At 65.1% G+C, this 23,095-nt stretch carries 24 protein-coding genes and 1 pseudogene; 15 read left to right on the plus strand and 10 right to left on the minus strand.

Annotated features, from left to right (window positions below; all coding sequences use genetic code 11):
- Positions 1-484: pseudogene (locus WCZ84_RS02580) on the plus strand (UDP-N-acetylenolpyruvoylglucosamine reductase); the annotation flags it as partial.
- A 42-nt stretch (positions 485-526) separates the two neighbouring features.
- Here the strand turns inward: WCZ84_RS02580 and dapB are convergent.
- Positions 527-1,315, minus strand: coding sequence for a 4-hydroxy-tetrahydrodipicolinate reductase (dapB, locus tag WCZ84_RS02585; RefSeq protein WP_372684694.1), 789 nt, complete (start codon positions 1,313-1,315; stop codon positions 527-529).
- On the minus strand, positions 1,315-1,860 hold the full coding sequence (locus WCZ84_RS02590) for an outer membrane protein assembly factor BamE (protein WP_372684695.1): 546 nt from the start codon (positions 1,858-1,860) through the stop codon (positions 1,315-1,317). The genes dapB and WCZ84_RS02590 overlap by 1 nt, the downstream gene beginning before the upstream one ends.
- A gap of 123 nt (positions 1,861-1,983) precedes the next feature.
- Here WCZ84_RS02590 and fur point away from each other — a divergent pair, with 123 nt between their 5' ends.
- The 6 genes from fur to WCZ84_RS02620 all read left to right on the plus strand — a co-directional run bounded on the left by fur (position 1,984) and on the right by WCZ84_RS02620 (position 6,030).
- A complete protein-coding gene (gene fur, locus WCZ84_RS02595; protein ID WP_372684696.1) occupies positions 1,984-2,409 on the plus strand; it encodes a ferric iron uptake transcriptional regulator in 426 nt (141 codons plus the stop codon).
- Between the two features lie 76 nt (positions 2,410-2,485).
- Positions 2,486-2,713 carry a hexameric tyrosine-coordinated heme protein gene (locus WCZ84_RS02600; protein WP_372684697.1) on the plus strand — a complete coding sequence of 76 codons (228 nt, stop codon included), beginning with the start codon at positions 2,486-2,488 and terminating at the stop codon, positions 2,711-2,713.
- Positions 2,714-2,796: 83 nt separating this feature from the next.
- Positions 2,797-3,384 carry an NUDIX hydrolase gene (locus WCZ84_RS02605; protein WP_372684698.1) on the plus strand — a complete coding sequence of 196 codons (588 nt, stop codon included), beginning with the start codon at positions 2,797-2,799 and terminating at the stop codon, positions 3,382-3,384.
- 9 nt (positions 3,385-3,393) lie between these two features.
- Positions 3,394-4,224: a leucyl/phenylalanyl-tRNA--protein transferase gene (locus tag WCZ84_RS02610; RefSeq protein ID WP_372684699.1), complete on the plus strand. Its 831-nt coding sequence runs from the start codon at positions 3,394-3,396 to the stop codon at positions 4,222-4,224.
- A complete protein-coding gene (locus tag WCZ84_RS02615; protein WP_372684700.1) occupies positions 4,221-4,955 on the plus strand; it encodes an arginyltransferase in 735 nt (244 codons plus the stop codon). Before WCZ84_RS02610 ends, WCZ84_RS02615 begins: the two co-directional genes overlap by 4 nt.
- Positions 4,956-4,962: 7 nt before the next feature.
- Positions 4,963-6,030 (plus strand): quinone-dependent dihydroorotate dehydrogenase, encoded by a 1,068-nt coding sequence (locus WCZ84_RS02620; protein WP_372684701.1) that lies wholly within the window; start codon positions 4,963-4,965, stop codon positions 6,028-6,030.
- Here the strand turns inward: WCZ84_RS02620 and WCZ84_RS02625 are convergent.
- The 6 genes from WCZ84_RS02625 to WCZ84_RS02650 all read right to left on the minus strand — a co-directional run bounded on the left by WCZ84_RS02625 (position 5,994) and on the right by WCZ84_RS02650 (position 13,756).
- A complete protein-coding gene (locus WCZ84_RS02625) occupies positions 5,994-9,134 on the minus strand; it encodes an efflux RND transporter permease subunit (protein WP_372684702.1) in 3,141 nt (1,046 codons plus the stop codon). The genes WCZ84_RS02620 and WCZ84_RS02625 overlap by 37 nt on opposite strands.
- On the minus strand, positions 9,131-10,261 hold the full coding sequence (locus WCZ84_RS02630; protein WP_372684703.1) for an efflux RND transporter periplasmic adaptor subunit: 1,131 nt from the start codon (positions 10,259-10,261) through the stop codon (positions 9,131-9,133). Before WCZ84_RS02630 ends, WCZ84_RS02625 begins: the two co-directional genes overlap by 4 nt.
- A 177-nt stretch (positions 10,262-10,438) precedes the next feature.
- A complete protein-coding gene (gene phaP, locus WCZ84_RS02635) occupies positions 10,439-11,017 on the minus strand; it encodes a TIGR01841 family phasin (protein WP_372684704.1) in 579 nt (192 codons plus the stop codon).
- Positions 11,018-11,161: 144 nt separating this feature from the next.
- Positions 11,162-11,950, minus strand: coding sequence for an IclR family transcriptional regulator (locus tag WCZ84_RS02640; RefSeq protein ID WP_372684705.1), 789 nt, complete (start codon positions 11,948-11,950; stop codon positions 11,162-11,164).
- Positions 11,951-12,138: 188 nt separating this feature from the next.
- The gene (locus WCZ84_RS02645; RefSeq protein WP_372684706.1) at positions 12,139-12,942 is read right to left on the minus strand and encodes a competence/damage-inducible protein A; all 804 of its coding nucleotides are present in this window, start codon (positions 12,940-12,942) and stop codon (positions 12,139-12,141) included.
- Positions 12,932-13,756, minus strand: coding sequence for an EI24 domain-containing protein (locus WCZ84_RS02650; RefSeq protein ID WP_372684707.1), 825 nt, complete (start codon positions 13,754-13,756; stop codon positions 12,932-12,934). The genes WCZ84_RS02645 and WCZ84_RS02650 overlap by 11 nt, the downstream gene beginning before the upstream one ends.
- An 84-nt stretch (positions 13,757-13,840) precedes the next feature.
- On the opposite strand from WCZ84_RS02650, the gene WCZ84_RS02655 reads away from it, so the two are divergent.
- Positions 13,841-14,209 (plus strand): thioredoxin family protein, encoded by a 369-nt coding sequence (locus tag WCZ84_RS02655; RefSeq protein WP_372684708.1) that lies wholly within the window; start codon positions 13,841-13,843, stop codon positions 14,207-14,209.
- Here WCZ84_RS02655 and WCZ84_RS02660 read toward each other — a convergent pair whose 3' ends face one another.
- Positions 14,210-15,586 (minus strand): DEAD/DEAH box helicase, encoded by a 1,377-nt coding sequence (locus WCZ84_RS02660; RefSeq protein ID WP_372684709.1) that lies wholly within the window; start codon positions 15,584-15,586, stop codon positions 14,210-14,212. It lies immediately after the preceding gene.
- Positions 15,587-15,708: 122 nt separating this feature from the next.
- On the opposite strand from WCZ84_RS02660, the gene WCZ84_RS02665 reads away from it, so the two are divergent.
- Together WCZ84_RS02665 and WCZ84_RS02670 are read left to right on the plus strand one after the other, a co-directional pair.
- Positions 15,709-16,629: a branched-chain amino acid transaminase gene (locus tag WCZ84_RS02665; RefSeq protein WP_372684710.1), complete on the plus strand. Its 921-nt coding sequence runs from the start codon at positions 15,709-15,711 to the stop codon at positions 16,627-16,629.
- A gap of 11 nt (positions 16,630-16,640) precedes the next feature.
- Positions 16,641-16,850, plus strand: coding sequence for a zinc-finger domain-containing protein (locus WCZ84_RS02670; protein ID WP_372684711.1), 210 nt, complete (start codon positions 16,641-16,643; stop codon positions 16,848-16,850).
- A gap of 51 nt (positions 16,851-16,901) precedes the next feature.
- On the opposite strand, the gene WCZ84_RS02675 is transcribed toward WCZ84_RS02670, so the two are convergent.
- On the minus strand, positions 16,902-18,371 hold the full coding sequence (locus tag WCZ84_RS02675; protein WP_372684712.1) for a M48 family metalloprotease: 1,470 nt from the start codon (positions 18,369-18,371) through the stop codon (positions 16,902-16,904).
- Positions 18,372-18,448: 77 nt separating this feature from the next.
- On the opposite strand from WCZ84_RS02675, the gene WCZ84_RS02680 reads away from it, so the two are divergent.
- The 5 genes from WCZ84_RS02680 to ruvC are packed head-to-tail and all read left to right on the plus strand — an operon-like array spanning position 18,449 to position 23,087.
- A complete protein-coding gene (locus WCZ84_RS02680; protein WP_372684713.1) occupies positions 18,449-19,630 on the plus strand; it encodes an FAD-dependent monooxygenase in 1,182 nt (393 codons plus the stop codon).
- 20 nt (positions 19,631-19,650) lie between these two features.
- Positions 19,651-20,661: a tRNA dihydrouridine synthase DusB gene (dusB, locus tag WCZ84_RS02685; RefSeq protein ID WP_372684714.1), complete on the plus strand. Its 1,011-nt coding sequence runs from the start codon at positions 19,651-19,653 to the stop codon at positions 20,659-20,661.
- 14 nt (positions 20,662-20,675) lie between these two features.
- Entirely contained in the window at positions 20,676-20,915 is a 240-nt protein-coding gene (locus WCZ84_RS02690) for a helix-turn-helix domain-containing protein (protein WP_372684715.1), read from the plus strand.
- A gap of 31 nt (positions 20,916-20,946) precedes the next feature.
- Complete coding sequence (gene purH / locus WCZ84_RS02695; protein WP_372684716.1) at positions 20,947-22,539, plus strand: bifunctional phosphoribosylaminoimidazolecarboxamide formyltransferase/IMP cyclohydrolase; 1,593 nt, start codon at positions 20,947-20,949, stop codon at positions 22,537-22,539.
- On the plus strand, positions 22,539-23,087 hold the full coding sequence (gene ruvC, locus WCZ84_RS02700) for a crossover junction endodeoxyribonuclease RuvC (protein WP_372684717.1): 549 nt from the start codon (positions 22,539-22,541) through the stop codon (positions 23,085-23,087). Before purH ends, ruvC begins: the two co-directional genes overlap by 1 nt.
- Positions 23,088-23,095 lie beyond the last annotated feature (8 nt).

Below are 23,095 nucleotides of genomic sequence, written 5' to 3' on the forward strand. Positions count from 1 at the left end.
CCGTTTTGCGTTGCCCAAAGCCTGGCAGGCCCGGCTTTCATACCCCGACCTGCAGGTCTATTTCAAAGACACGCTGGCCTGCCGGCGTACGCCCTCCCCTCAGCAGATATTCGAAGCAATCTGCGAGATCCGCCGCCATAAATTGCCAGATCCCAGCCTGCTGGCCAACGCGGGCAGCTTCTTCAAGAATCCCGTGATCAGCCCGTCAGAGGCCGCGGCACTCCAGACCCGGTTCGATGGTCTGCGCGCGTATCCACAGGCCGATGGATCCGTCAAACTGGCGGCTGGCTGGCTGATCGAGCAAGCAGGTTGGAAAGGCAAGCGCCAGGGCCCGGTGGGCATGCACGCTCGCCAGGCACTGGTGCTGGTCAATTACGGCGGCGCAACAGCGCAAGACGTCTGGGCCCTGGCCGGCGCCGTACAGGCATCCGTTCAGACGCAATTCGGCATTGCACTCGAGGCCGAACCGCTCGCACTTGAATGACCTTCGAATGGTCCTGGGCCGGCCCGCTGGCTGGCCGTGGGCTCAGGCCAATACGTCCTGCATGTCGAACAGGCCGAATTCGCGGCGCGCCAGATACCGGGCCGCCCGAAGGCTGCCCTGGGCGTAGGTGGCGCGGCTGGCCGAGCGGTGAGTGATCTCGATGCGCTCTCCGGTGCCGCAGAAAAAGACGCTGTGATCCCCCACGATGTCCCCACCGCGCAGCACCGAAAACCCGATCCGCCCCGACTGGCGGGGGCCGGTTTCGCCGTGCCGGGCCCAGTCCGCAATGTCGTTCAGGGACTTGCCCCAGGCACTGGCGACGACCTCGCCCATGGCCAGCGCCGTACCGGACGGCGCATCGACCTTGTTGCGGTGATGGGCTTCGAAGATCTCGACGTCGTAGCCGCTGTCGAGCAGCCGGGCCGCCACGTCGAGCAGCTTGAGCGTGGCATTGACGCCCACGCTCATGTTGGGCGCAAAGACGATGGCGGTTTTTTGCGCCGCGCTGCGAATCGCCTGTTTGCCGGCGCCATCAAAGCCCGTGGTGCCGATGACGCACTTGACGCCATGCTCGACACACGCCTGCAAATGCCGCAACGTGCCTTCGGGACGGGTGAAATCAATGAGGCAGTCGGCCCCCGCCAGGGCCGATAGCTGGTCGGTGATGACGACCCCGGTGTCCAGCCCCAGGGCGGCCCCGGCATCTTCTCCGAGGCAGGGGCTGCCCGGCCTGTCCAACGCCACCGTCAAATTCAGGTCGGCCGCTTCGGATACCGCCTGAACCAGCATGCGCCCCATACGTCCGGAAGCGCCCGCAATTGCAATATGCATCAATTTTCAAAACCTTCTTGAATTTGGGGCAGGACTTCGCCTGCCTGGATTTCTGTGTCGACCACTTGACCGAGATCGGGTGATGTGGCGTCTCGGGCCTCTGTGTCGGCACGGCCTTCCTGTGCCACCTCGGCTGCCGTCGCACCACTGTCGGCGCGCTCGAACGGCTGCCGATCCGGCTGCCTGTCGCCCGCCCAGCGCACCAGCTGGTCGTGATCGAACCATACGGTGAATTTGCGCAGCTCGTCCTGCCCATAACCCGGCTGATTGTAGAAGGGGTAATCCCAGCGATCGGCGTGAAAGATGTCCTGCAGCGTCGGAGTGCCCAGCAGGTAACGGACCTGGTCTCGCGTCATGCCGACCTCGAGCCGGGCCACCTGCTCGGCGGTGATCCAGTTGCCCTGTTGTATGGTGGCCTTGTATGGAAAGCCCCAGTTGGTCGAGCCGCAGCCCGCCAGGCCAAGGGCCAGTACCATGGCCGTTGCACACGCCTTCATGCGTGAAAGATGATGCGCGATATGGATATGCACAAGAACCCCCATCATGGTCTCGGCAGTTGCAATGATCTGCCACCAAAACCGCTATCATAAAGGGAATTCGGAATCTCGCGCGATTGGCCGTGACACTGCCGGCTTGCTTTTCCGGACACAACCCGAGATACTTCAGTCATGAAAGACCAGATCGAACTCAAGAGCATGGGCTTGAAGGCGACCTTCCCGCGCCTCAAGATTCTCGATGTGTTTCGCAAAGCCGAGACCCGTCATCATAGCGCCGAAGACGTCTACCGCGCCCTGATTGCCGAAGAAGTCGACATCGGGCTGGCTACCGTCTACCGGGTACTGACCCAATTCGAACAGGCCGGCATCCTGATGCGCAGCCAGTTCGACGGCGGCAAGGCGGTGTTCGAGCTCAACGACGGCGACCACCACGACCACCTCATCTGCACCAACTGCGGCCGTGTGGTCGAGTTCTACGACACCGAAATCGAAAAGCGCCAGCACCGCATCGCCCGGGAAAACGGGTTCACGCTCGAAAGCCACAACATGATGCTCTACGGCATATGCCCGAAATGCTCACAGGAAAAGAAACCATAACAGCCGCATGGGCTCACCGGGCGCTGTCGGCTTTTCCGTGCGATCCTTGCAAGCCTGACATTACGGAGAACTCACCATGGCCGATACCTGGCTCACCACGCTCACGACCGCCACGCCTCAAGAAGGCTTCGAACTCGCTATCAAGCTGGCCCGCATGGGGGTGAAATACACCCAACCCTCGGCCGAGGTGCGCGACAAGCTGCGCCCCGTCTACGGCGAAGACGCCAATGCCCTGATCGCATCCTCGCAGGTCGTCGCCATCAACTTCCAGACGATCGCCGCAGCCAACGGCTACTGGAAATAACAGGCGGGTGCGGCGCGCCCGCCGACAGGCCGGCGCGGTGATGCCGGTGTTCGGACAGGCATGAAACACGGTAAGATTCCGGCATGACCGCCTCCGATACCGCCTTTTATCATCCCGCGCCGCGCACCCAGCGGTATTGCTCACAATGCGGGCACGCGCTGAGCCGCAAGATCCCGCCCGACGACAACCGCATCCGCGACCTGTGCGTCCACTGCGGTGCCGTGCATTACCAAAACCCGCGCAATGTGGTCGGGATCGTGCCCATCCTGGGCGAACAGGTGCTGCTCTGTCGGCGGGCCATCGAGCCACGACATGGCAAATGGACGCTGCCGGCGGGTTTCATGGAACTCGGGGAAACCACCCAGCAGGGCGCCACACGGGAAAACCAGGAAGAATCCGGTGCCGATATTCGCGTGCAGTCCCTATTCACCGTGATCGACGTGCCTTCCGTCAATCAGGTGCACCTGTACTACCTGGCCGAAGTCCTCAGCCCGAAGCTCGCACCCGGGCCCGAAACCCTGGAAGCTGCATTTTTTGATTTCGATGCCATCCCATGGCGCGAACTGGCCTTTCGTACGGTCAGCACCACGCTCGAACACTATCTGAATGACCGGCCAGCGGGGCGGTTTCCTACGCATCACTATGCCATCGACCTGCGTTTTCCGGATTAGCGTTCGGCCATGAAACCGATCTGGGTCGATGTGCACGCACCGCTCCCCGACCCCCTCAAAGAACCCGTGCGGGATCTCGTGGCATTGGGTTTCGACCTGTCCACCGCACGCCTGCGCGAGGCCTACGCCAAGGGCTTGTTTCCATGGTTCGCGCCCGGCGATCCGGTTCTGTGGTGGAGCCCGGACCCACGCATGGTACTGGTCTGCGCAGACCTGCACATCAGCCGCTCGCTGGCCAAGCGCGTACGCCAGTTCGACCGGCCCGACGGCCGTTTGCGGGTGACGCTGAACCTCGCCTGCGAGGCTGTCATGCACCAATGCGCCCGGCGCCTCGGCAACCGGATCGCCCCCGGTGCCGCGCTGCGGGGCCGGCCGCTGCCCACGCAATCGGCCACACGACGCTGGTCAACCACCTCGACCTGGATCACGCCCGACATCATTCAGGCCTATTTGGCGTGGCATCGACAGGGCCACGTGCAGAGTGTCGAAGTCTGGATCGACGAGCAACTCGCAGGCGGCCTGTATGGGGTCAGCCTGGGGCGTTGTTTCTTTGGCGAATCGATGTTCAGCCGGGTGAGCGACACCAGCAAAGTGGCCCTGGCTTACCTGGCAAGACATCTGCAAGTCCTTGGCGTACCATGGGTAGACTGCCAGCAGGAAACCCCGCACCTGGCCCGCATGGGGGCCCGCAGCATACCGCGCCACCAATTCCTGACCGCGCTGGCCGAACTGGGCCCGGCCCCCATGCCGCACTGGGGGCGCGGGCGCCTGCGGGCAGACGGGCAACTGTGCGATGAACCGTGCGATGATCAGCCGACAGGCCCAACACCCCCGCCATGAGTACCCCACACGAGTCCGTCTTCCGCCATCTGCAGTTCTACGTCACGGCGCCCTATCCCTGCAGCTACCTGCCGGGGCGCATGGCGCGATCCGAGGTGGTGGCCCCCGCCCATCTGGTCGACGCCGGCCTGTACGACCGGCTCATCGAACAAGGTTTCCGACGCAGCGGCCTGTTCATCTATCGGCCGGCGTGCCAAACCTGCAAGGCCTGTGTCCCCATCCGGGTGGATGCCCGGCGTTTTGTGCGCAACCGCACACAAGACAAGCTGTGGCGCCGCATGAACGCACAGCTGCAGGTGCGCCTCGGCCCCTTGCACTGGGACGAGGCGCACTTTCGCCTGTATCTCAGGTACCAGCAGGTGCGTCATCGGGGTTCGGGCATGGACGAAGACGACCCGGCGCAATACACCCAGTTCCTGTTGAACAGCCAGGTCCGTTCCAGCCTGGTCGAATTCCACGACCCCGACGGGATCCTGCGCATGGTAGCCATCATGGACCGCCTCGACCAGGGCCTCTCGGCCGTCTATACGTTCTACGATCCCGACGCCCACGGCAGCCTGGGTACGTACGCCATTCTCTGGCAGCTCGAATATTGCCGCCAGCGCCGCCAGCCATGGCTGTATCTGGGCTACTGGATTGCGCAAAGCCCCAAAATGGCCTACAAGGCAGGGTTTCATCCCCACCAGATCCTGCAGGACGGGCGCTGGATCACACCAGGCCCATCCCACTGAACCCGCCATGCCGCTATTGTCCAGAGCCTATCCGCTGGCCCGCGCCGCCCTGTTTTCGATGGACGCCGAGCGCGCCCACGAGCTGACCCTGGCCGCCCTGAAAAAAACCCATGCCTGCCGCGTGGCTCGCCCCCTGATCCAGGCCAGCCGCCCACCGTCCGGTACCGCCTGCACCCTGATGGGCCTGTCGCTGCCCAATGCCGTGGGGCTGGCTGCCGGCCTGGATAAAAATGGCGCCTATATCGATGCCCTGGGCGCCCTGGGCTTCGGCTTCATCGAGGTCGGCACGGTCACGCCCCGGCCGCAGCCCGGCAACCCCAAGCCCCGATTGTTCCGCCTTCCGGCCGCACGCAGCCTGATCAACCGCATGGGCTTCAACAATCACGGCCTGGACGCCTTCCTGGACAACGTGCAGGCCAGCCGCTGGCGCCGCGAGGGTGGCGTGCTGGGCCTGAACATCGGCAAAAATGCCGACACCCCCATCGAGCGGGCCATCGACGACTATCTGCTGTGCCTGGATGGCGTCTATCCCCATGCCGACTACGTCACGCTGAACATCTCCTCGCCCAACACCAGTCAGCTGCGCAGCCTGCAGGGGCATGATGCCCTGGACGCCCTGCTGGCGGCCATACAGGCCCGGCGCCAGCTGCTCGCCGACCGCCACGGCCGCAAGCCGCCGCTGGTCGTAAAAATCGCGCCCGATCTGCAGGCTGAAGAAATCGATGCCGTGGCCGAGCTGGTACCGGCTCATGGCATCGATGGCATCATCGCCACCAACACCACCCTGTCCCGCACAGCCGTGCAGGGCCTGGCCCACGCCAGCGAGCCAGGCGGCCTCTCGGGCCCGCCGGTGCACGAACTTTCGCTCGACGTCATCCGCCGGCTGCGTACGCGCCTGGGCTCCGAGACCGCCATCATCGGCGTCGGGGGCATCGAACAGGCCACACAGGCCATTGAAAAAATCCAGGCGGGGGCGAACGCCGTGCAGCTGTACACCGGCCTGATCTATCGCGGCCCGGTCCTGGTGGCCGAATGCGTTCAGGCGCTGGCAGCCTTGTCGGCCACCACGGCCTGAGGGCTGCGGCTGAAACGCCGATGCACCTGGTCCAGGTAAAGATAGATCACCGGCGTGGTGAACAGCGTCAATGCCTGAGACAACAGCAAACCGCCCACCATGGCATAGCCCAGAGGCTGGCGCAGCTCGGAGCCTGCCCCGCTGCCCAGCATCAGGGGCAGGCCAGCGAACAGCGCGCACAACGTGGTCATCATGATGGGCCTGAAACGCAGCAGGCAGGCCTGATAAATCGCTTCGCGCGGGCTCAGGCCCTGCCTGCGCTCGGCGGCCAGGGCGAAATCGATCAGCATGATGCCGTTCTTCTTGACGATACCGATGAGCAGCAGGATGCCGATGACGGCGATCACGCTCAGGTCGAAGCCGTTGGCCATGAGAATGAGCAAAGCGCCCACCCCCGCCGACGGCAGCGTGGACAGGATGGTGAGCGGGTGGATGTAGCTTTCATACAATAGCCCGAGCACGATGTACACGGCCACCAGGGCCGCGGCGATGAGATAGGGCTGGGAGGCCAGCGACTCTTCGAACACCTGTGCCGTGCCCTGGAATGAGCCCTGCACCGACAGCGGTACGGCCATTTCGCGTTCCGCCGCATAGATTGCGTTCACGGCCTGGCCCAGGGCCACGCCGGGCGCCAGGTTGAACGAGATCGTGACGGCCGGAAACTGGCCCTGGTGGTTGATGGACAGGAACCCCGGACGGCTGGTGTCCACCTGTACCAGGCTGGACAACGGCACCTGCTCGCCCGTGACGGGCGACCGAATGTAGAGCCGCGAGAACACGGCCGGATCCGATTGCCAGCGCGGGTCGATCTCGAGTATGACCTGGTAGCTGTTGATCTGGGTGGAATACTGGGCCACCTGGCGCTGGCCGAGCGCATTGTAGATCGTGCTGTCGATCATGGCCGGCGTGATGCCGAACATCGCGGCACGCTGCCGGTCGATGGTGACCATCACCGTATTGGCGCCGCTTTGCTGGTCGGTGGCCAGGTCCGTGAGCTGCGGCAGCTGGTGAAAGCGCTCGAGCAGCCGCGGCGCCCACGTGTTCAGTTCTTCCAGGTCGGCACTGGTGAGGGTGTACTGGTACTGCGAGCGCGACATGCGGCCGCCCACGTTGATATCCTGCCCCGCCTGCAGGAACAGCTGCACGCCGGGGATTTCCGCCAGCTGCGTGCGCAGGCGCGCGATGACCTGGTCGGCTGAAGCCTTGCGACCCTCGCTGCGCGGGCGCAAGCTGATGAAGAACCGCCCGGTGTTGAAAGTGGGCGCATTGCTGCTCATGCCGAATGCCGCGACGTCCGGATCCTGCCGGATCACCTCGGCCAATGCCATCATGCGCTCGTTCATGGCCTCGAAGGAACTGTCCTGCGAGGTCTCGGCCACGCCGAAGATGGCGCCGGTATCCTGCTGCGGGAAGAACCCCTTGGGGATCACGACGAACAGCACGGCCGAGGCCACGACCGTGGCCAGAAACACCAGCAGGGTCGCAAGGCGGTGGTCGAGCACGAAATCCAGCCCCCGCCGATAACCCGCCAGCAAGTGCTCGAAACCCGCCTCGAAGACCCGATACAACCAACCATGGCGCTGCCCGGACACCTTGCGCAGGTAGCGCGAACACAGCATCGGCGTCAGGCTCAGCGTGATGGCCACCGAAATCATCACGGTCATCGTGACCGTCATGGCGAACTCACGGAACAGCCGCCCCACCATGCCGCTCATGAGCAGCAAGGGGATGAACACCGCCACCAGCGACACTGAAATCGACACGATGGTGAAGCCGATCTCGGCCGAACCCTGGAGCGCCGCCTGCATGGGCGGCTTCCCGTCTTCGACGTGGCGCCAGATGTTTTCCAGCATGACGACCGCATCATCGACAATGAAACCGACCGAAATCGTCAGCGCCATCAGGGACAGGTTGTCCAGGCTGTAGCCCACCAGATACATGAGCGCGAACGTGCCCATCAGCGCCAGCGGCACCGTGGCGCTGGCGATCAGCGTCCCGGCCACATTGCGCAGGAACATGAAGATCACCAGCACGACCAGGGCAATCGAGAGCAGCAGCGTGAATTCGACCTCGAGCACGGAGGCCCGGATGTTCTGTGTGCGGTCCATGAGCGTACTGACATGGATGCTGGCCGGCATCGAGGCCATCAGGCGCGGCAGTTCGGCGCGGATGCGTTCGACCGTGTCGATGACGTTGGCGCCCGGCTGCTTGGTGATGCCCATGACCAGCGAACGGCCATCCAGCGCCGCGTCTTCGGCATCCGCCCCGGCGCCGGCAAAGGCCCATCCCGCCTGCTTCATGTCTTCGGGGCCTGGTACGGCCCGGCCGATGTCACGCACCCGGATCGGCGCACCATTGCGCCAGGCGATGATCACGTCATTCCAGGGCTCGACCTCGAGGATCTGGTCGTTGGTGTAAATGGTATAGCTTTGGCGCGAGCCGTCGATGATCCCCTTGGGCTGGTTCACCGTCGTCGTGGCGATCACGTTGCGGATGGCATCCAGGTCCAGGTCCAGCGCCGCGATTTTTTCGGGGTCGACCTGAATGCGCACGGCCGGCTTCTTTTGCCCCCAGATGACGACCTGGCCCACCCCCTCGATGCGCGACAGCTGCTGCGCCAGGATGTTGTCGGCAAAATCGTTGACTTCGGTGATAGGCAGCACGTCCGACTGCACGGACATGATCAGAATGGAGAAATCCGCCGGATTGATCTTGCGAAACGTGGGCGGGCTGCTGAGATTCGACGGCAGTTGGCGCGAGGCAGCGTTGATGGCGCTTTGCACGTCCAGTGCCGCACCATCGATGTCGCGATCCAGATCGAACTGCAGCGTGATCCGGGTGGAGCCCAGTGCATTCTCGGAGCTCATCTGCTGCAGCCCGGGAATCGTCGAAAATTCGCGCTCCAGTGGCTGGGCGACGCTGGTGGCCATAGTTTCCGGGTTCCCGCCCGGCAGGCGGGCCATCACCTGTATCGTGGGGAAATCCACCTGCGGCAAGGGGGCCACCGGCAGCAGCGGAAACATGGCCAGCCCCACCAGGAAGAGCGCCATGGCCAGCAGGGAGGTCCCTATGGGCCGGCGGATGAACGCGGCAGACACATTCACGACGTCTCCTCGATGGCTTCGATGCTGAGCCCCGGACGCAGCTTGTACTGGCCATCGATCACCACCTGTTCGCCGGCCTGCAGCCCCGCCGACACCAGCGCCATGCCATCCTGAACGACCTCGACCTGGACGGGCTGCAGGCGCACGCGACCGTCGGCCTCGACCACATAGACCTGAAGGTTGTCCACCCCGCGCTGTATGGCCTGCTCAGGCACCACCAGCGCCTGCGGATGGTGCCCGAGGATCAGGCGCACATCCACGGTCTGACCCGGCCAGAGGCGCCGTTCGGGGTTGTCCAGCCGGGCTTTCAGCCGCAAGGTGGCACTGGCCTCGTCGATCTGGTTGTCGACCAGCACCAGCGAGCCCACACCCAGCGATTCACCGCTCGCCCGATCGAATACCTCGACGCGCAGGGCCCGATCCTTGTGCAGGGCTGCCTGGATCCGTGGAAATTCCGTGTCCGGCACCATGAACCGCACGGCCATGGGATCGATCTGACGGATCGTCACCAGCCCCTGCGCATCGGACACCCTGACCTGATTGCCTGGATCGTAATTGATCACCCCGGTTCGCCCACCCAACGGGGCCAGGATGCGTGTGTCGTCGAGCACGGCGCGCGCGCGTTCGACCTCGGCGTTGTCCGCCTGTACGGTCGCTTCCAGCACGGCGACCTGCGCCGCCTGCCGATCGAGCACCTGGCGCTCGATCGCCCCACGCTTGGCCAGCTGCTCATAGCGCCCCAGGTCCGCGCGCGCGTTCTCCAGTTGAACCTGATCACGAGTCAGCTGGGCCTGGGCCAGGTCGAACTGGGCCCGCGGGATCCGGTCATCCAGGCGCGCCAGCAGCTGGCCTTGCTGAACCATATCGCCCTCGTGGAAACCGAGTTCTTCGAGCTGACCATCGATGCGCGGGCGCACGACCACGTTCTGCCAGGCCTCGCCCGTTCCCAGGGCCTGTATGCGCATCGGCACATCGCGGACCTCGACCGTCGCCAGACGCACCAGGACGGGTGCGGGCGCCGCAGGGCCCGGCGCCGCCCGGGACGGATGCTGCTGCCACCAATACAGCCCCCCCAGCCCCAGAAGCAGCGCGGCGGCCAGAAGCAAGATGCGTCGAATTGAACTCATCGCTGAAGTATACGGTCTGACGTGCGGATTGGCTCAATCCGCCACGCGCGCGCAGCACGATTCCATGGCCGGATCCACGAAAATCTGTGGCGACATGTAAACAAAAACGCCCCGGCACGAGTCCGGGGCGGTCAGGGCGGCACCAGCCGCACAGGGCCGGTGCATGGGAATGCCGTATCAGTTGGCGGCGGCGCGGCTGCTGGCCTTGGTGGCCTTGGTGGCGGCCTTGCTGACATCGGTCGCGGCCTTCAGGGTGGCGTTGGTGGCCGCCTGGAAGTTCGACTCGGCGGCACTGGCAGCCTGGCGGGCGGCCTTGGCGGCCGATTCGTAGGCGTTGGTGGCCGTGGCCAGCGACGACTTGATCAGGGCCACGGCGCCTTCCGAACCCGTGGGGGCATTGCGCGCGAACTGCTCGACCGCTTCGGCCACTTGTTGCTGGCCTTGGCTCAGGTGCTCATCGGCCAGTTTGCTCAGGTCGCCGTGAATGTCGGCGAAGATCTCGTAGACGTCCTTGCTGTAGGCTACGGCCTGCTCGGGGCGTACCAGGGCAGACGTGAAGCTGAGCAGTTCCTGGGCATCCTTGAGTTCGATGGCATCCTTGGATTTCTGGGCGATGTCTTCCAGCGCGGCCTTGGTGGCCTTGAGGTTCAGGTCGACCAGCTTTTCGAAACCGTTGAAAAAGGTTTCCTGGACGGCCAGCAGATTTTCGAGGGCCGCCTTCTGGGAAGCCTGCAGGGGTTGTTGGGTTGCGCTCATGATGACTCCTTGTCGTTGGCGAGAAGGACGTCGTCGGTCACAGGCCGCTACCCTTCTCTGGCACAGCACGATTGCTGCATTGCACAAAAGGAATTGTACCTGATTGCACAAGGCTGTCAAGAAATTTTGTTGCGGCGCAACAACTCAGTGTTCGCCGTCGTGACCCAATGCTGACGAGATGCTGGTCGCCGTCTCGGTGAGCAGCGGAATCCAGTCGTCGCGCATGCGTTCGGCAGGTGCCGACAGCGACAAGCCGGCCTGCAGCGCCCCGGCTTCATCGTAGATCCCGGCGGCAATGCAGCGGACGCCCAGCTCCAGCTCTTCGTTGTCGCGGGCATAGCCGTGGCGCCGCACCAGCGCCAGTTCGCGCTCGAGTTGATCCAGTTGCGTAATGCTGTTGCGCGTATTGCCCGCCAGGCCGGTGCGCATGGCATAGCTGCGCACGCTGCGTGCATCCCAGACCGACAGGAACAGTTTGCCGGTGGACGTCAGATGCAGCGGGGCCCGCCCACCGATCGCCCGCACCACCTGCATGCCGGAGCGCTCGCTCCAGGCCCGCTCGACGTAGACGATTTCGTCGCCCTGGGCCAATGACAGGTTCACGGTCTGGCCGGTCTGGCGATGCAGCTCGCGCATCAGGCCGATGGATGCGGTGCGCACGTCCAGCCGGCCCTTGACCAACGAGCCCAGTTCGAGCAGGCGCATGCCCAGCCGGTACAGGCCGCTGTCGACCCGTTCGACATAACGCCCCACACACAGGTCGGCCAATATGCGATGCACCGTGGATGCATGCAGCCCGGTCGCGCCCGAGAGTTCTTTGAGGGTCACAGGGTCGTTGCGTGTGGCCAGCACGTCGAGCAGGCGCATGGCCCGGTCCAGGACCTGGATCGTAATGGACGCGTGCTCGTTGGCGTGTAGAGAGGGATAGGGCATGATCGGCAGCTTGTTTTTTCCATCATATGAAAAATCAAACCACATGACAAGAAACAACGGGCGATAGGGACGAACTAGATGCCCATTCAAGATGCCCGCTCAGATGCCCGTTCGCGCCTGCGCGCATGGCCGCGCGCGAGCCTATGCACGGGCAAAGCCCATGCGCGGGCGAATTCACACGGATGGACTCAGGCGGGCGGGCTCAGGCGACCGCCGGCCGCCAGTACCTGGGCGCGCAGCCACTCGAGCGCCTGCGCGCAGGCCTCGGGCGGGCCTTTCACGCCAAGCTCGGTATGCGGGTGCCCCCCCCGGTCGCCCACGTTGGGCAGGCTGAACACCCGCACGCCCGGCCACTGCGCCTCGAGCTGCTCGAGCGATGGGGTGATGCGGGATTCCGGCAGGCCGAACACCAGAAAGGAGTACTCTGCGCGGCGTTCGCAATGGTGCCAGCGCGCATAGCGCGTATCCAGGGTCCAGGCCATCATGGCATGCGCCATCACCGGAAAACCGGGCATGAAGCTGTGGTTATGAATAAAAAACCCGGGAATGCGATTGAAGGCATTGGGAATGATCTCCGCGCCCTCTGGAAATACCCCCATCTGCAGGCGCTGCTGGTTTTCGGGGTCGTTCATGTCGGCCGTGCCCTGCCCCTTGGCGGCCATTTCGGCGCAGCGCTGCGCAATCAGGCGTTCGGCCTCGGGGTGCAACACCAGCGGGATGCCCAATGCCCGCGCCGCGGCCTGCCGCGTGCGGTCATCGGGCGTGGCCCCGATGCCGCCGCAGCAGAACACCAGGTCATCGGTGGCGAAACTGCGCTGCAGGCAGGCCGTGATGTCATCTTCATCGTCCGAAATGAATTCGGCGGCGTGCAGCCGCATGCCGCGCTTTTGCAGCAGCTCGATCAGCTTCGAGAAATGCTGGTCTTGGCGCCGGCCGGAAAGGATCTCGTCGCCAATGGCGATCAGGCGTACGTGGGGGGGGTCAACTTGCATGAGAGAATTCCTGGGGATCAATCAGTGTCTGTGCGCGCAATTCGCGTAGCGCATCCAGGCAGAAGTGGGCATACGCCAGCGCTGAAAACACAGGCATCACCAGCCAAAACAGCGGGATCAGGTTCAACAGAGACAGGCAGCCGGCCAGGAGCCACAGAAGTCGGCTGTTGCGCCGCCACAACAAACGCCGCTCGGGCGGCGACGCGTGTTCGATCAGGGCATCGACGCGCAACATGCGATTGACGGCAAAAGCCCACCAGAACACGGGCAGGACCAGGGCGAAAGGGGGCAGCAGCCACAAGGGCATGGTCAGCAGCCAGCCCAGGCAAAACAAGGTCCCCACCCAGATGGCATTCCAGGTGCCCAGGACGGTGACATGGCGTCCCTGGCGTTTCAGGCCTGGATAATTGTGGCGCTCCAGGTGCCGCAGCACGATGGGCATCACGAAAATGGCGGCGATCACCAAGCCAAGAATCCCAGCCATGGGCAGCAGAAGCCCAGCCGCCATGACCGGCACCAGCACAGGCAACATCCACAGCTTGAGCGAAAACCAGCCCACGGCGAGCAGCCACTGGTCCAGTGCATCCAGCGGCCCCCAGGCCGAGATGAACTGATCGATCCAGAGGGTCAGAGGAGACCAGAACAGCCACAGCAGGATGATCGCGCCCAGCAGGGCAATGAAAAACGGCAACAGCAGGGCCAGCAGCATGCGCGGATGCAGCTGGCTGACCACGGCCCTGCGAAAGGCTTGCCCAACCTTGGCAAAGCCCGGTTCGGCAGGCGCGTGGTATGAGATGATCTCGGTGGCGGACATGACGTGAAGTTTCCACGAACGGCCGCGCCAACGCAAGCCCCGTACAATCGATCAGACGACGAACGTGGAACCCGCCCGCCCACCATGAGCCTCTACAACCCCCATATCGACAAACCCGCCCTGCTGGCCCGGCTGGCAGCCGACCAGGGCCGGCGCGTGGTCTGCTACTGCGCCGCGTGGTGCCGCACGTGCGACGCCTGGCAAGCCATTTTCGAACGCCTCGCGCAATCGTATCCAGACTGGACCTTCATCTGGGTGGATATCGAAGACAGCCCAGAGTGGCTGGGCGATGAAGATGTGGAAGATTTTCCTACCATGCTGATCCAGGATGCCGCCGGCACCCGTTTCTGGGGCCCCCAGCCGCCATTGGCCGAGGCGCTGCAGCGCCTGCTGCAGCACGCCGGTCAGTTACCCGTGCAGCAAACGGGCCCGGGCCGGATCGAGCGTTTCTGATCAGACTGGCTTGCGCCGCCCGCCCAGCAGCACGCCCACACAGGGCTTGCTGGAGGCCGGACCAACCGCCGCGGGCTCGGCGGGGCCGGCGGGCGCTGCGGCCGAAGGTTCGTAAGGCTTGGTGAAGAACTCGTCCAGGGGCGCCTCAGGCGTGAAACGGCTGGCCCTGCGGCCCGACAGGCGCGCATGGCGGCGCGGTTCGCGAGGGAGTTCGAGCTCGCCGCGCGGGATCGGGGTCTTGATGAGCTTTTCGATGTCGATCAGGTAGCGTTCCTCGTCGGCCGTGTACAGGGCAATGGCATCCCCTTCGGCCCCGGCACGGCCGGTGCGCCCGATACGGTGCACGTAGTCTTCGGGGTTGCGCGGCAGATCGTAGTTGATCACGCAGGGCACACCGGCGACGTCCAGGCCGCGCGCCGCCACGTCGGTGGCCACGAGGACTTCGAGGGCGCCCGACTTGAAGGCTTCGAGGGCTTTCATGCGCTCGATCTGCGACTTGTTGCCGTGGATGGATTCGGCGCGCACGCCATCGAGCTCAAGCTGGCGCGCCAGGCGGCTGCAGCCGATCTTGGTGTTCGAGAAGACGATCACCTGGTTCAGGTGGCGCGACTTGACCAGGTGGGTGACGGCCCGCCGCTTGGCGTCGCTGTCCAGGCGATAGGCGATCTGGGTGACGGTATCGGCCGCCGCGTTGGGGCGCGCCACCTCGATCTCGACCGGGGTGCGCAAGAAGGTGCGCCCCAGCTTGCGGATTTCGGGGCTGAACGTGGCCGAGAACAACAGGCCCTGGCGCCCTTCGGGCAGCAGCCTGATGATGCGATCCAGATCCGGCAGGAAACCCATGTCGAGCATGCGATCGGCCTCGTCCAGCACGAGAATGCCCACCTGGCCCAGGTTGACGTTGCGCTGCTCGACGTGGTCGAGCAGCCGCCCGGGCGTGGCGATCAGGATCTCGCAGCCCTCGCGCAACTGATCGCGCTGCGGGCGGATGTCGACCCCGCCAAACACCACCGCCGTGCGCAAAGGCACATGACGGCTGTACTGCGCCACATTGGCATGCACCTGGTCCGCGAGCTCGCGCGTGGGCGTGAGAATCAGGGCCCGCACCGGATGGCGCGCCGGCGACGCGCTGGTGTTGGCAAAAGGCATCAGGCGGTGCAAGATCGGCAGGGAAAATGCGGCCGTCTTGCCCGTGCCCGTCTGGGCAGCCCCCATGATGTCGCGCCCTGCCATCGCCACGGGAATGGCCTTGGACTGTATGGGCGTCGCAGAAACATAGCCGGTGTCCTGGACGGCCTGCAAAATGCCGGGATGCAAGCCAAACTGACTGAAGGGCAAGGTGGATTCGGTCGAATCGGAGGTGGGGGATTGGGTCATTCGAATAGGAAAGGGTACAGGCAAAACCTTGCCTGCACAGGCATGAACGGACCATTTTAACCCGCATCGCGACTGGCTGGGCAATTGGTACAATATTCGCCTGATCAATTGAGGAGACAGCAATGTCCATGTCTGACCGCGACGGGCTCATCTGGTACGACGGCAAGCTGGTGCCCTGGCGCGATGCCACCACCCACGTGCTGACGCATTCATTGCACTACGGCCTGTCCGTTTTCGAGGGGGTGCGGGCATACAAGACCCAGAACGGCACGGCGATCTTCAGGCTCGAAGAACACACCAGGCGTCTGCTCAATTCCGCCCACATCTACCAAATGAAGATCCCGTACTCGCGCGAAGCCCTGCAAGACGCCCAGATCGAGGTCGTACGCCGCAACGAACTCGAATCCTGCTACATCCGCCCAGTCGCCTTCTACGGTTCCGAGAAAATGGGGGTCTCGCCGCGGGGCGCGTCGGTGCACGTGGCCATCGCAGCCTGGCCCTGGGGCGCCTACCTGGGCGAAGAAGCCCTGCGCCGCGGCATCCGCGTCAAAATCTCCTCCTTTGCCCGCCAGCACGTCAACGTCACCATGCCGCGCGCGAAAATCGCCAGCACCTATGCCAACTCCATCCTGGCCAATGCCGAAGCCATCGATCACGGCTACGACGAGGCGATCCTGCTCGATACCCAGGGGTTCGTGGCCGAAGGTTCGGGCGAAAACCTGTTCATCGTGCGCGACGGCATCCTGTACGAACCCGATATCGCTTGCGCGCTGACCGGCATCACGCGCGCCTCCGTCCACCAGCTGGCGGCCGACCTGGGCCTGCAGGTGGCGTCGCGCCGCCTCACACGCGATGACCTCTACATCGCCGATGAAGCCTTCTTTACCGGTACCGCCGCCGAAGTCACCCCCATCCGCGAGATCGACGGCCGGCAAATCGGCATCGGCGAACGGGGCCCGGTCACCACGCAATTACAAAAAGCCTTCTTCGATGCGGTATCCGGCAAAACGCCCAAATACCACCACTGGCTTACCAAGGTCTGAAAGGAATCACCATGAGCAGCACGCCAGAATCCAGCCAGGACGACATCATCCGGGTCGGGGCCGAAGACCTCCCGGTGTACTGCCCTGGGCCCAAAGCGCCCCTCTGGAGCCAGCACCCGCGCATCTACATCGAAGTCGTCAAGAACGGGGTGGCCCGCTGCCAGTACTGCGGGGCGCGCTATGCCCTGCGCGACGGCGAGACGGTTCACGGGCATCACTAGGCACCATCGTTCAAAAACGGCCTGCAGCGGCCCCGCAGGCCACGCACACCATTACCGCTTAAAGGGCGCCAGCAGCGTCCGCTGCGTATCCAGGCGCTCACGCAACGCACGGATGCGCACGTCGATACGCGATTGCGCGTAAAAATCCCGGCTGTGGTCGCGGGCCTGTTGCAGGTGCTCCACGGCCGTGGACACGGCACCCCGCAGTTCGTAATACGTGGCCATGGCCTCGTGCGCCTCGGTCACATGGCCGGTGCGGTCCAGTTCCAGGGCCAGCATTTTCTGGAACTCGGCCACGTGGGGCCACCTGCGCACCAGTGCCTGCAAGAGCCGCACGGCGTCTTCCGATTTGCCCGCCTGTTGCAGGGCACGCGCCCGCTCATAGGCCACCCCCTGGCTGTCTGGCCAACGGGCAAAGGCCTGCTCAGACACCCGGAGAGCCTCCCCGGGACCATGCGCCGCCGCAAGCTGGATGGCCAGCACGTCGATTTGCGGCGCGGGCTGCAAGGCCCGGGCCTGCTCCAGATCCTTGCGCGCCTGGTCGGGCTGGCCTGCCGCATGGGCCAACAGGGCCAGGCCATACAGTGCAGCGGCCTTGCGAGCCCCCTGCTGCTGGGCCGCCTGGCTGCGCAAGCTCTGTTCGAGCCGCTGCCGGGTCGCATTATCGCGCGCCTGCAGCAATGCCAGCCGAGTCCGCACGAACCAGTATTCGGGGTTCGAGACCACAGCGGCGCCCGGCAGGCGATCCAGCCGATTTTCGATATCGGACAGGCGCTGGATCGACAGCGGGTGCGTCGCCGCATAGCCCCCACCCACGCCTTCGTTCAGGCGCGAGGCCTGCATCAGCCGCCTGAACATCTCGAGCATGCCGCGCGGGTCGAAACCCGCTTGCTGCATCATCTGCAGCCCGACACGATCTGCTTCTTGTTCGGCGCCCCGGGAAAAACCCAGCTGGCGGTCGATGGCCGCCGCCTGGCCGAACGCGGCAACCCCCATGGCCAGATCGCCTTGCCCGGCCATGGCCGCCAGCAGCGCGCCCACCAGGCTGGCCACCATGATCCCCGTGCCCTGCGACTGCTGCTCGAGCCCGCGGGCGATATGCCGCTGCATCACGTGACTGATCTCGTGCGCCAATACACTGGCCAGCTCGGATTCGCTTTCGGTCGCGGTCACCAGGCCGCTGTTCACCCCGATGTACCCGCCCGGCAAGGCAAATGCATTGATGGCGGGATCACGCACGGCAAAAACGGTGATGTCCTGCTCGAGCGGCTGCGGCGCATGCACGGCCAACCGCTGCCCCAGTGCACTCAGGTACTGGTTGATGTCGATGTCGGCCACATAGGTGGGGTCCTGGTAGCCCTGCTCCATGATGGCCTGCCCGAGCAGACGCTCGAGCGCGGGCGAGAGCTCGATCGCCGAAGCGGCGCCCATGGACGGCAGCCCCACGGGCTGGGCATGGATCCCCGGATGACCCGCCAAGAGCGAGGCGGCCAGACACAGGCTCAAACCGGTTTTACGCATGGTGCCGATGGCGCCCGCCCACTGCGAGGCCGGCTGACGCCGGAGAATTTCGATGGCCTAGTGTAAAGCATCCTAAAATGAGCCTTTTGCCCGACCACCAGGACGCCATGACCACACCAAGCTACGACATCGCCATTCTGGGCAGCGGGCCGGTCGGTTGTGCATTGGCGCTGGCGCTGGCGCGCCACGCGCCGGATCCCGGGCGCATCCTGCTGGCCGGCCCGATGCCCGCCCCACGGCCAGCGGGCCAGGCCATCGATCCACGGGCGCTGGCCATGAACCACGGCAGCCACCAGTTTCTCGACAGCCTGAATGCATGGCCCGCCCATGCCGCCGCCATCACCCACGTGCACGTGTCTCAAGCCCACCACGTCGGCCAGACACAGATCGACCATGCCGACCTGGGCGTTGCCGAACTGGGCTGTGTCGTACGCTACGACGAGCTCCTCGAGCGTCTGCACCAGGCGCTCGAGCACAGCGGGGTACAGCGCTTGCTCGAGCGCCCTTCCAGGCCACTGGCGGGCACGCCCGTTCAGCTGCCCCTGAAGACACAGACGTTGACGACCCGCGTCGCGCTGCTGTCCGACGGGGTCGCACCGAGCGGCCTGCGCCGTGAATACGGGCAGCGGGCGGTCCTGGCCACGATACGGGCCAGCCGCCCACGGCCTGGCTGGGCATTCGAACGCTTTACCCGCGAAGGCCCGCTGGCCCTGCTGCCCCACCCGGCCGACCCGGCACTATACAGCCTGGTCTGGTGCGTGCCGCCCGCGCGGGCCGAAGCGCTGCTCGCAAGCCCGGCAGCCGCCTTTGCCCAGGCGCTGCAACAGGCCTTCGGGCAACGCCTGGGCACGCTTCGGCCCGTCGGCGACAGCCATACATTCCCATTGTCCCTGCACGTGGGTCCGCAGTACCTGGGCCCCGGTGTGATGGCATTGGGCAATGCCGCCCAGACCCTGCATCCAGTGGCTGGACAAGGCCTGAATCTGGGGCTGCGCGACGTGGCCCAGCTGGCTCATGCGCTCGGGCCCTGGCTGGCCCGCCCGCAATCCGAGGTTTCATTCCCGCTGCGGCACTACATGCACAAGCGCCGCCTCGACCGCGGTCTGACCGTCGCCATCACGGACACCCTGCCACGCGTCTTTGCCACAAAATGGGCCCCGCTGCGACACGCCTGCAGTCTCGGGCTGATGGCGCTCGAACTCCTGCCGATGCTGCGCAGGCCACTGGCCCGTCATCTCATGCAGGGTCAGCGACGATAAGAACGTCCTAAAATGCCGGCATGATGATAGGATCCTGGACCCTCCCGCATCCGGTCTGCGCCGCCCCTATGGCGGGCGTCACAGACCGGCCCTACAGGCGTTTGTGCAAAGCGCTGGGCGCCGCATACGCGGTCTGCGAAATGGCCGCCAGCAACCCGCGCCTGTGGAACAGCGTCAAAACGGCGCAACGCCTGAACCATCACGGCGAACCAGAGCCACTCGCCGTGCAGATCGCTGGCGCCGACCCCGACATGATGGCCGAGGCGGCCCTGTTCAATGTCCGCAAGGGGGCCTGCATCATCGACATCAACATGGGGTGCCCCGCCAAGAAGGTCTGCAAGGCCGCATCCGGCTCGGCCCTGCTGCGCGACGAGACCCTGGTGGCCCGCATTCTCGAACGGGTGGTGGCGGTCTGCCGACCCCTGGGTATTCCGGTTACACTGAAGACCCGCACCGGCTGGGACCGCCAGAGCCGCAATGCCGTACGCATCGCACGCCTAGCAGAAGACTGCGGTATCGCCGCCCTGGCTCTGCACGGCCGCACGCGCTGCGATCTGTACACGGGTGAAGCCGAATACGACACCCTGCGTGCCGTGCGCAACGCCATACGGATACCGCTGATTGCCAACGGAGACATCGACAGCCCTGAAAAAGCGCGGCAGGTCTTGCTCACCACGGGTGCCGACGCGGTAATGATCGGCCGGGCCGCCCGGGGCCGGCCCTGGATATTCCGGGAAATCGCCCACTACCTGAAGCACGGCAGCCATCTGCCGCCACCCACTTACGGAGAATTGCGCGAACTCCTGCTCGGTCATCTCGAAGACCACTATTCCTTTTATGGCGAACACGTCGGTGTGCGCACCGCGCGCAAGCACATCGGCTGGTATCTCGCCGGCCTGCCCGAAGCCGGGCCGCTGCTCACGCGTATCATGGCGCTGGACAGCACCGATGCGCAGGCCCGCGCCCTGCGCCACTGGCTCGAACAACAGCCCGCCGAGAAGGCGGCCACCCCTGAGACAACCCCGCATTGAAACCGTTCTTGGACATGAGTACCACAACCCCCTTGGAACAAGCCGTACGTGAACAGCTCGAGCGCTACTTTGCCGACCTGGGCGATTCCGCACCCCACGACATGCTCGCCATGGTGAACCGCTGCGTCGAACGCACCGTGCTGCAGGTGGCCATGGAGCGCACCGCGGGCAACCAGACCCGCGCGGCCGACATGTTGGGCATCACCCGCGGCACGCTGCGCAAGAAGCTGCTCGCCCACCAGATCGCCTACTGAATCCTTTTCCTGCCAAACCCACTGCCTCATCATGACCACACAGACTGCCCTGATCTCCGTGTCCGACAAATCCGGCATCGTCGATTTCGCCTCGGCTCTCGCGCAACGCGGGATCGCCCTGCTCTCCACGGGGGGGACGGCTCGCCTGCTGCGCGAGGCCGGTCTCGAAGTCACCGAAGTGGCAGCGCACACCCGATTCCCCGAAATCCTCGATGGCCGCGTCAAGACCCTGCACCCGCGCATTCACGGCGGCCTGCTGGCCCGGCGCGACGATGCCGCCCACCTGCGCACACTGGCAGAGCACGACATCCCGACCATCGACTTGCTGGTGGTCAACCTATACCCCTTCGGGCAAACCGTGGCGCGCCCCGACTGCACCCTGGCCGAAGCAATCGAAAACATCGATATCGGCGGGCCGGCCATGCTGCGCTCGGCCGCCAAGAACCATGGCGGTCCGGGCGGCGGCGTCAGCGTCGTGATCGATCCGGCCGACTATGCACGGGTGCTGGCGGACCTCGATGGCCCCGGCCACCGCGTCTCCTATGCCTTGCGCCTCGAGCTGGCTGCCAAGGCGTTCGCCCACACGGCCGCCTACGACGGCGCCATCGCGAACTGGCTGGCCAGCCTGACCGAGGCCGAACCGGCGCCCGAGCAGGTGCCTGCGCGCGAGCCCTGGCCGCGGGTGCTGTCGTTCCAATGGCAGCGCCAGCAGGTACTGCGTTATGGCGAAAATCCCCACCAAGGGGCCGCCTTCTACCGCGACCCGGCCGTCGGCGCAGGGCTGCTGGCCAGCTACCGCCAGATCCAGGGCAAGGCGCTGTCTTACAACAACATCGCCGATACCGACACCGCCTGGGAAAGCGTGCGCCACTTCGCGACGCCCGCCTGCGTCATCGTCAAACATGCCAATCCCTGCGGCGCCGCCCTGGGCGGCAGCGCTCTGGAGGCCTACGAGAAGGCCTTCAGGACCGATCCCACTTCGGCTTTCGGCGGCATCGTGGCCTTCAACACCACCGTAGACGAAGCTGCGGCACGGGCCGTCAGCGGTCCTTTTCTCGAAGTCCTCGTCGCCCCGGCCTACACGGGCGCCGCCCTGGCGATCCTGTCCGCCAAGAAGAACGTACGCGTGCTCGAAATCCCGCTCGGACCGGCACACAATGACTTCGACGTCAAGCGGGTCGGGGGCGGCTGGCTCGTCCAGGACGGCGATCTGCATACGGCCGATCCGGCCGCCATCCAGGTCGTCACCCGGCAGGCGCCCAGCCCCGAGCAAATGCAGGACCTGCTTTTTGCCTGGCACGTCGCACGTTATGTCAAATCGAATGCCATCGTCTTCTGCGGGGCCCAGGCCACACTGGGCGTTGGCGCGGGCCAAATGAGCCGCGTGGATTCAGCGCGCATCGCGTCCATCAAGGCCACCCAGGCGGGGCTGGACCTGCAGGGCTCGGTGGTGGCATCGGACGCCTTCTTTCCCTTCCGCGACGGGCTCGACGTCGTTGCGGATGCCGGCGCGACCTGCGTGATCCAACCAGGCGGCAGCATCCGCGACGACGAAGTCATTGCAGCCGCCAACGAACGGGGGGTGGCGATGGTCTTTACCGGCTTTCGACATTTCAGGCACTGATGCGAATATTGGGGGTGGATCCAGGATTGCGCCGCACGGGCTTCGGCATCATCGAAACCCAAGGCAGCCAGCTGCGGTACGTGGCCAGCGGCACGATCGTGGTTCCGACCCAATCGCCACTGGCTGAACGCCTGCAGGTGATACTCGACAACCTGCGCGAAGTCGCGCGCGACACCCGACCCGATGTCGCCGCGCTCGAGAAAGTGTTCCTGAATGCCAACCCCGCATCCACGCTGCTGCTGGGGCACGCGCGCGGCGCGGCGGTGTGCGCCCTGGCCGACAGCGGCCTGGGCGTATTCGAGTACACCGCCCTGCAGGTCAAGAAGTCCGTGGTCGGTACGGGCCGAGCGAGCAAGACACAGATCCAGGCCATGGTGCGCCACCTGTTGTCGCTCGATGGCGAGCCGGCCGCTGATGCCGCCGATGCGCTGGCCTGTGCGATCTGCCACGCGCACTGCGCCCCACTGGCCGAGCGCCTGCAGCACCTGGCCCCCGATACGCTGTCCCGGCGCGGCCGCCGGTTGCGCACCGGGCGCCTGATCGCCTGACGTTCACG

Source organism: Castellaniella sp. (assembly GCF_041675725.1).
Classification (GTDB): Bacteria; Pseudomonadota; Gammaproteobacteria; order Burkholderiales; family Burkholderiaceae_B; genus Castellaniella.

Bases quoted from the DNA above. Each gene is read 5' to 3' on its own strand.
- WCZ84_RS02670 (WP_372684711.1), top strand. From the start codon at position 16,641: ATGAGCAGCACGCCAGAATCCAGCCAGGACGACATCATCCGGGTCGGG.
- WCZ84_RS02620 (WP_372684701.1), top strand. From the start codon at position 4,963: ATGCCGCTATTGTCCAGAGCCTATCCGCTGGCCCGCGCCGCCCTGTTT.
- fur (WP_372684696.1), top strand. From the start codon at position 1,984: ATGAAAGACCAGATCGAACTCAAGAGCATGGGCTTGAAGGCGACCTTC.
- WCZ84_RS02590 (WP_372684695.1), bottom strand. From the start codon at position 1,860: ATGATGGGGGTTCTTGTGCATATCCATATCGCGCATCATCTTTCACGC.
- purH (WP_372684716.1), top strand. From the start codon at position 20,947: ATGACCACACAGACTGCCCTGATCTCCGTGTCCGACAAATCCGGCATC.
- WCZ84_RS02640 (WP_372684705.1), bottom strand. From the start codon at position 11,950: ATGCCCTATCCCTCTCTACACGCCAACGAGCACGCGTCCATTACGATC.
- WCZ84_RS02610 (WP_372684699.1), top strand. From the start codon at position 3,394: ATGAAACCGATCTGGGTCGATGTGCACGCACCGCTCCCCGACCCCCTC.
- phaP (WP_372684704.1), bottom strand. From the start codon at position 11,017: ATGAGCGCAACCCAACAACCCCTGCAGGCTTCCCAGAAGGCGGCCCTC.
- WCZ84_RS02615 (WP_372684700.1), top strand. From the start codon at position 4,221: ATGAGTACCCCACACGAGTCCGTCTTCCGCCATCTGCAGTTCTACGTC.
- WCZ84_RS02660 (WP_372684709.1), bottom strand. From the start codon at position 15,586: ATGACCCAATCCCCCACCTCCGATTCGACCGAATCCACCTTGCCCTTC.
- WCZ84_RS02600 (WP_372684697.1), top strand. From the start codon at position 2,486: ATGGCCGATACCTGGCTCACCACGCTCACGACCGCCACGCCTCAAGAA.
- WCZ84_RS02645 (WP_372684706.1), bottom strand. From the start codon at position 12,942: ATGCAAGTTGACCCCCCCCACGTACGCCTGATCGCCATTGGCGACGAG.
- dapB (WP_372684694.1), bottom strand. From the start codon at position 1,315: ATGCATATTGCAATTGCGGGCGCTTCCGGACGTATGGGGCGCATGCTG.
- dusB (WP_372684714.1), top strand. From the start codon at position 19,651: ATGATGATAGGATCCTGGACCCTCCCGCATCCGGTCTGCGCCGCCCCT.
- WCZ84_RS02630 (WP_372684703.1), bottom strand. From the start codon at position 10,261: ATGAGTTCAATTCGACGCATCTTGCTTCTGGCCGCCGCGCTGCTTCTG.
- WCZ84_RS02605 (WP_372684698.1), top strand. From the start codon at position 2,797: ATGACCGCCTCCGATACCGCCTTTTATCATCCCGCGCCGCGCACCCAG.
- WCZ84_RS02675 (WP_372684712.1), bottom strand. From the start codon at position 18,371: ATGCGTAAAACCGGTTTGAGCCTGTGTCTGGCCGCCTCGCTCTTGGCG.
- WCZ84_RS02680 (WP_372684713.1), top strand. From the start codon at position 18,449: ATGAGCCTTTTGCCCGACCACCAGGACGCCATGACCACACCAAGCTAC.
- WCZ84_RS02690 (WP_372684715.1), top strand. From the start codon at position 20,676: ATGAGTACCACAACCCCCTTGGAACAAGCCGTACGTGAACAGCTCGAG.
- WCZ84_RS02650 (WP_372684707.1), bottom strand. From the start codon at position 13,756: ATGTCCGCCACCGAGATCATCTCATACCACGCGCCTGCCGAACCGGGC.
- ruvC (WP_372684717.1), top strand. From the start codon at position 22,539: ATGCGAATATTGGGGGTGGATCCAGGATTGCGCCGCACGGGCTTCGGC.
- WCZ84_RS02655 (WP_372684708.1), top strand. From the start codon at position 13,841: ATGAGCCTCTACAACCCCCATATCGACAAACCCGCCCTGCTGGCCCGG.
- WCZ84_RS02665 (WP_372684710.1), top strand. From the start codon at position 15,709: ATGTCCATGTCTGACCGCGACGGGCTCATCTGGTACGACGGCAAGCTG.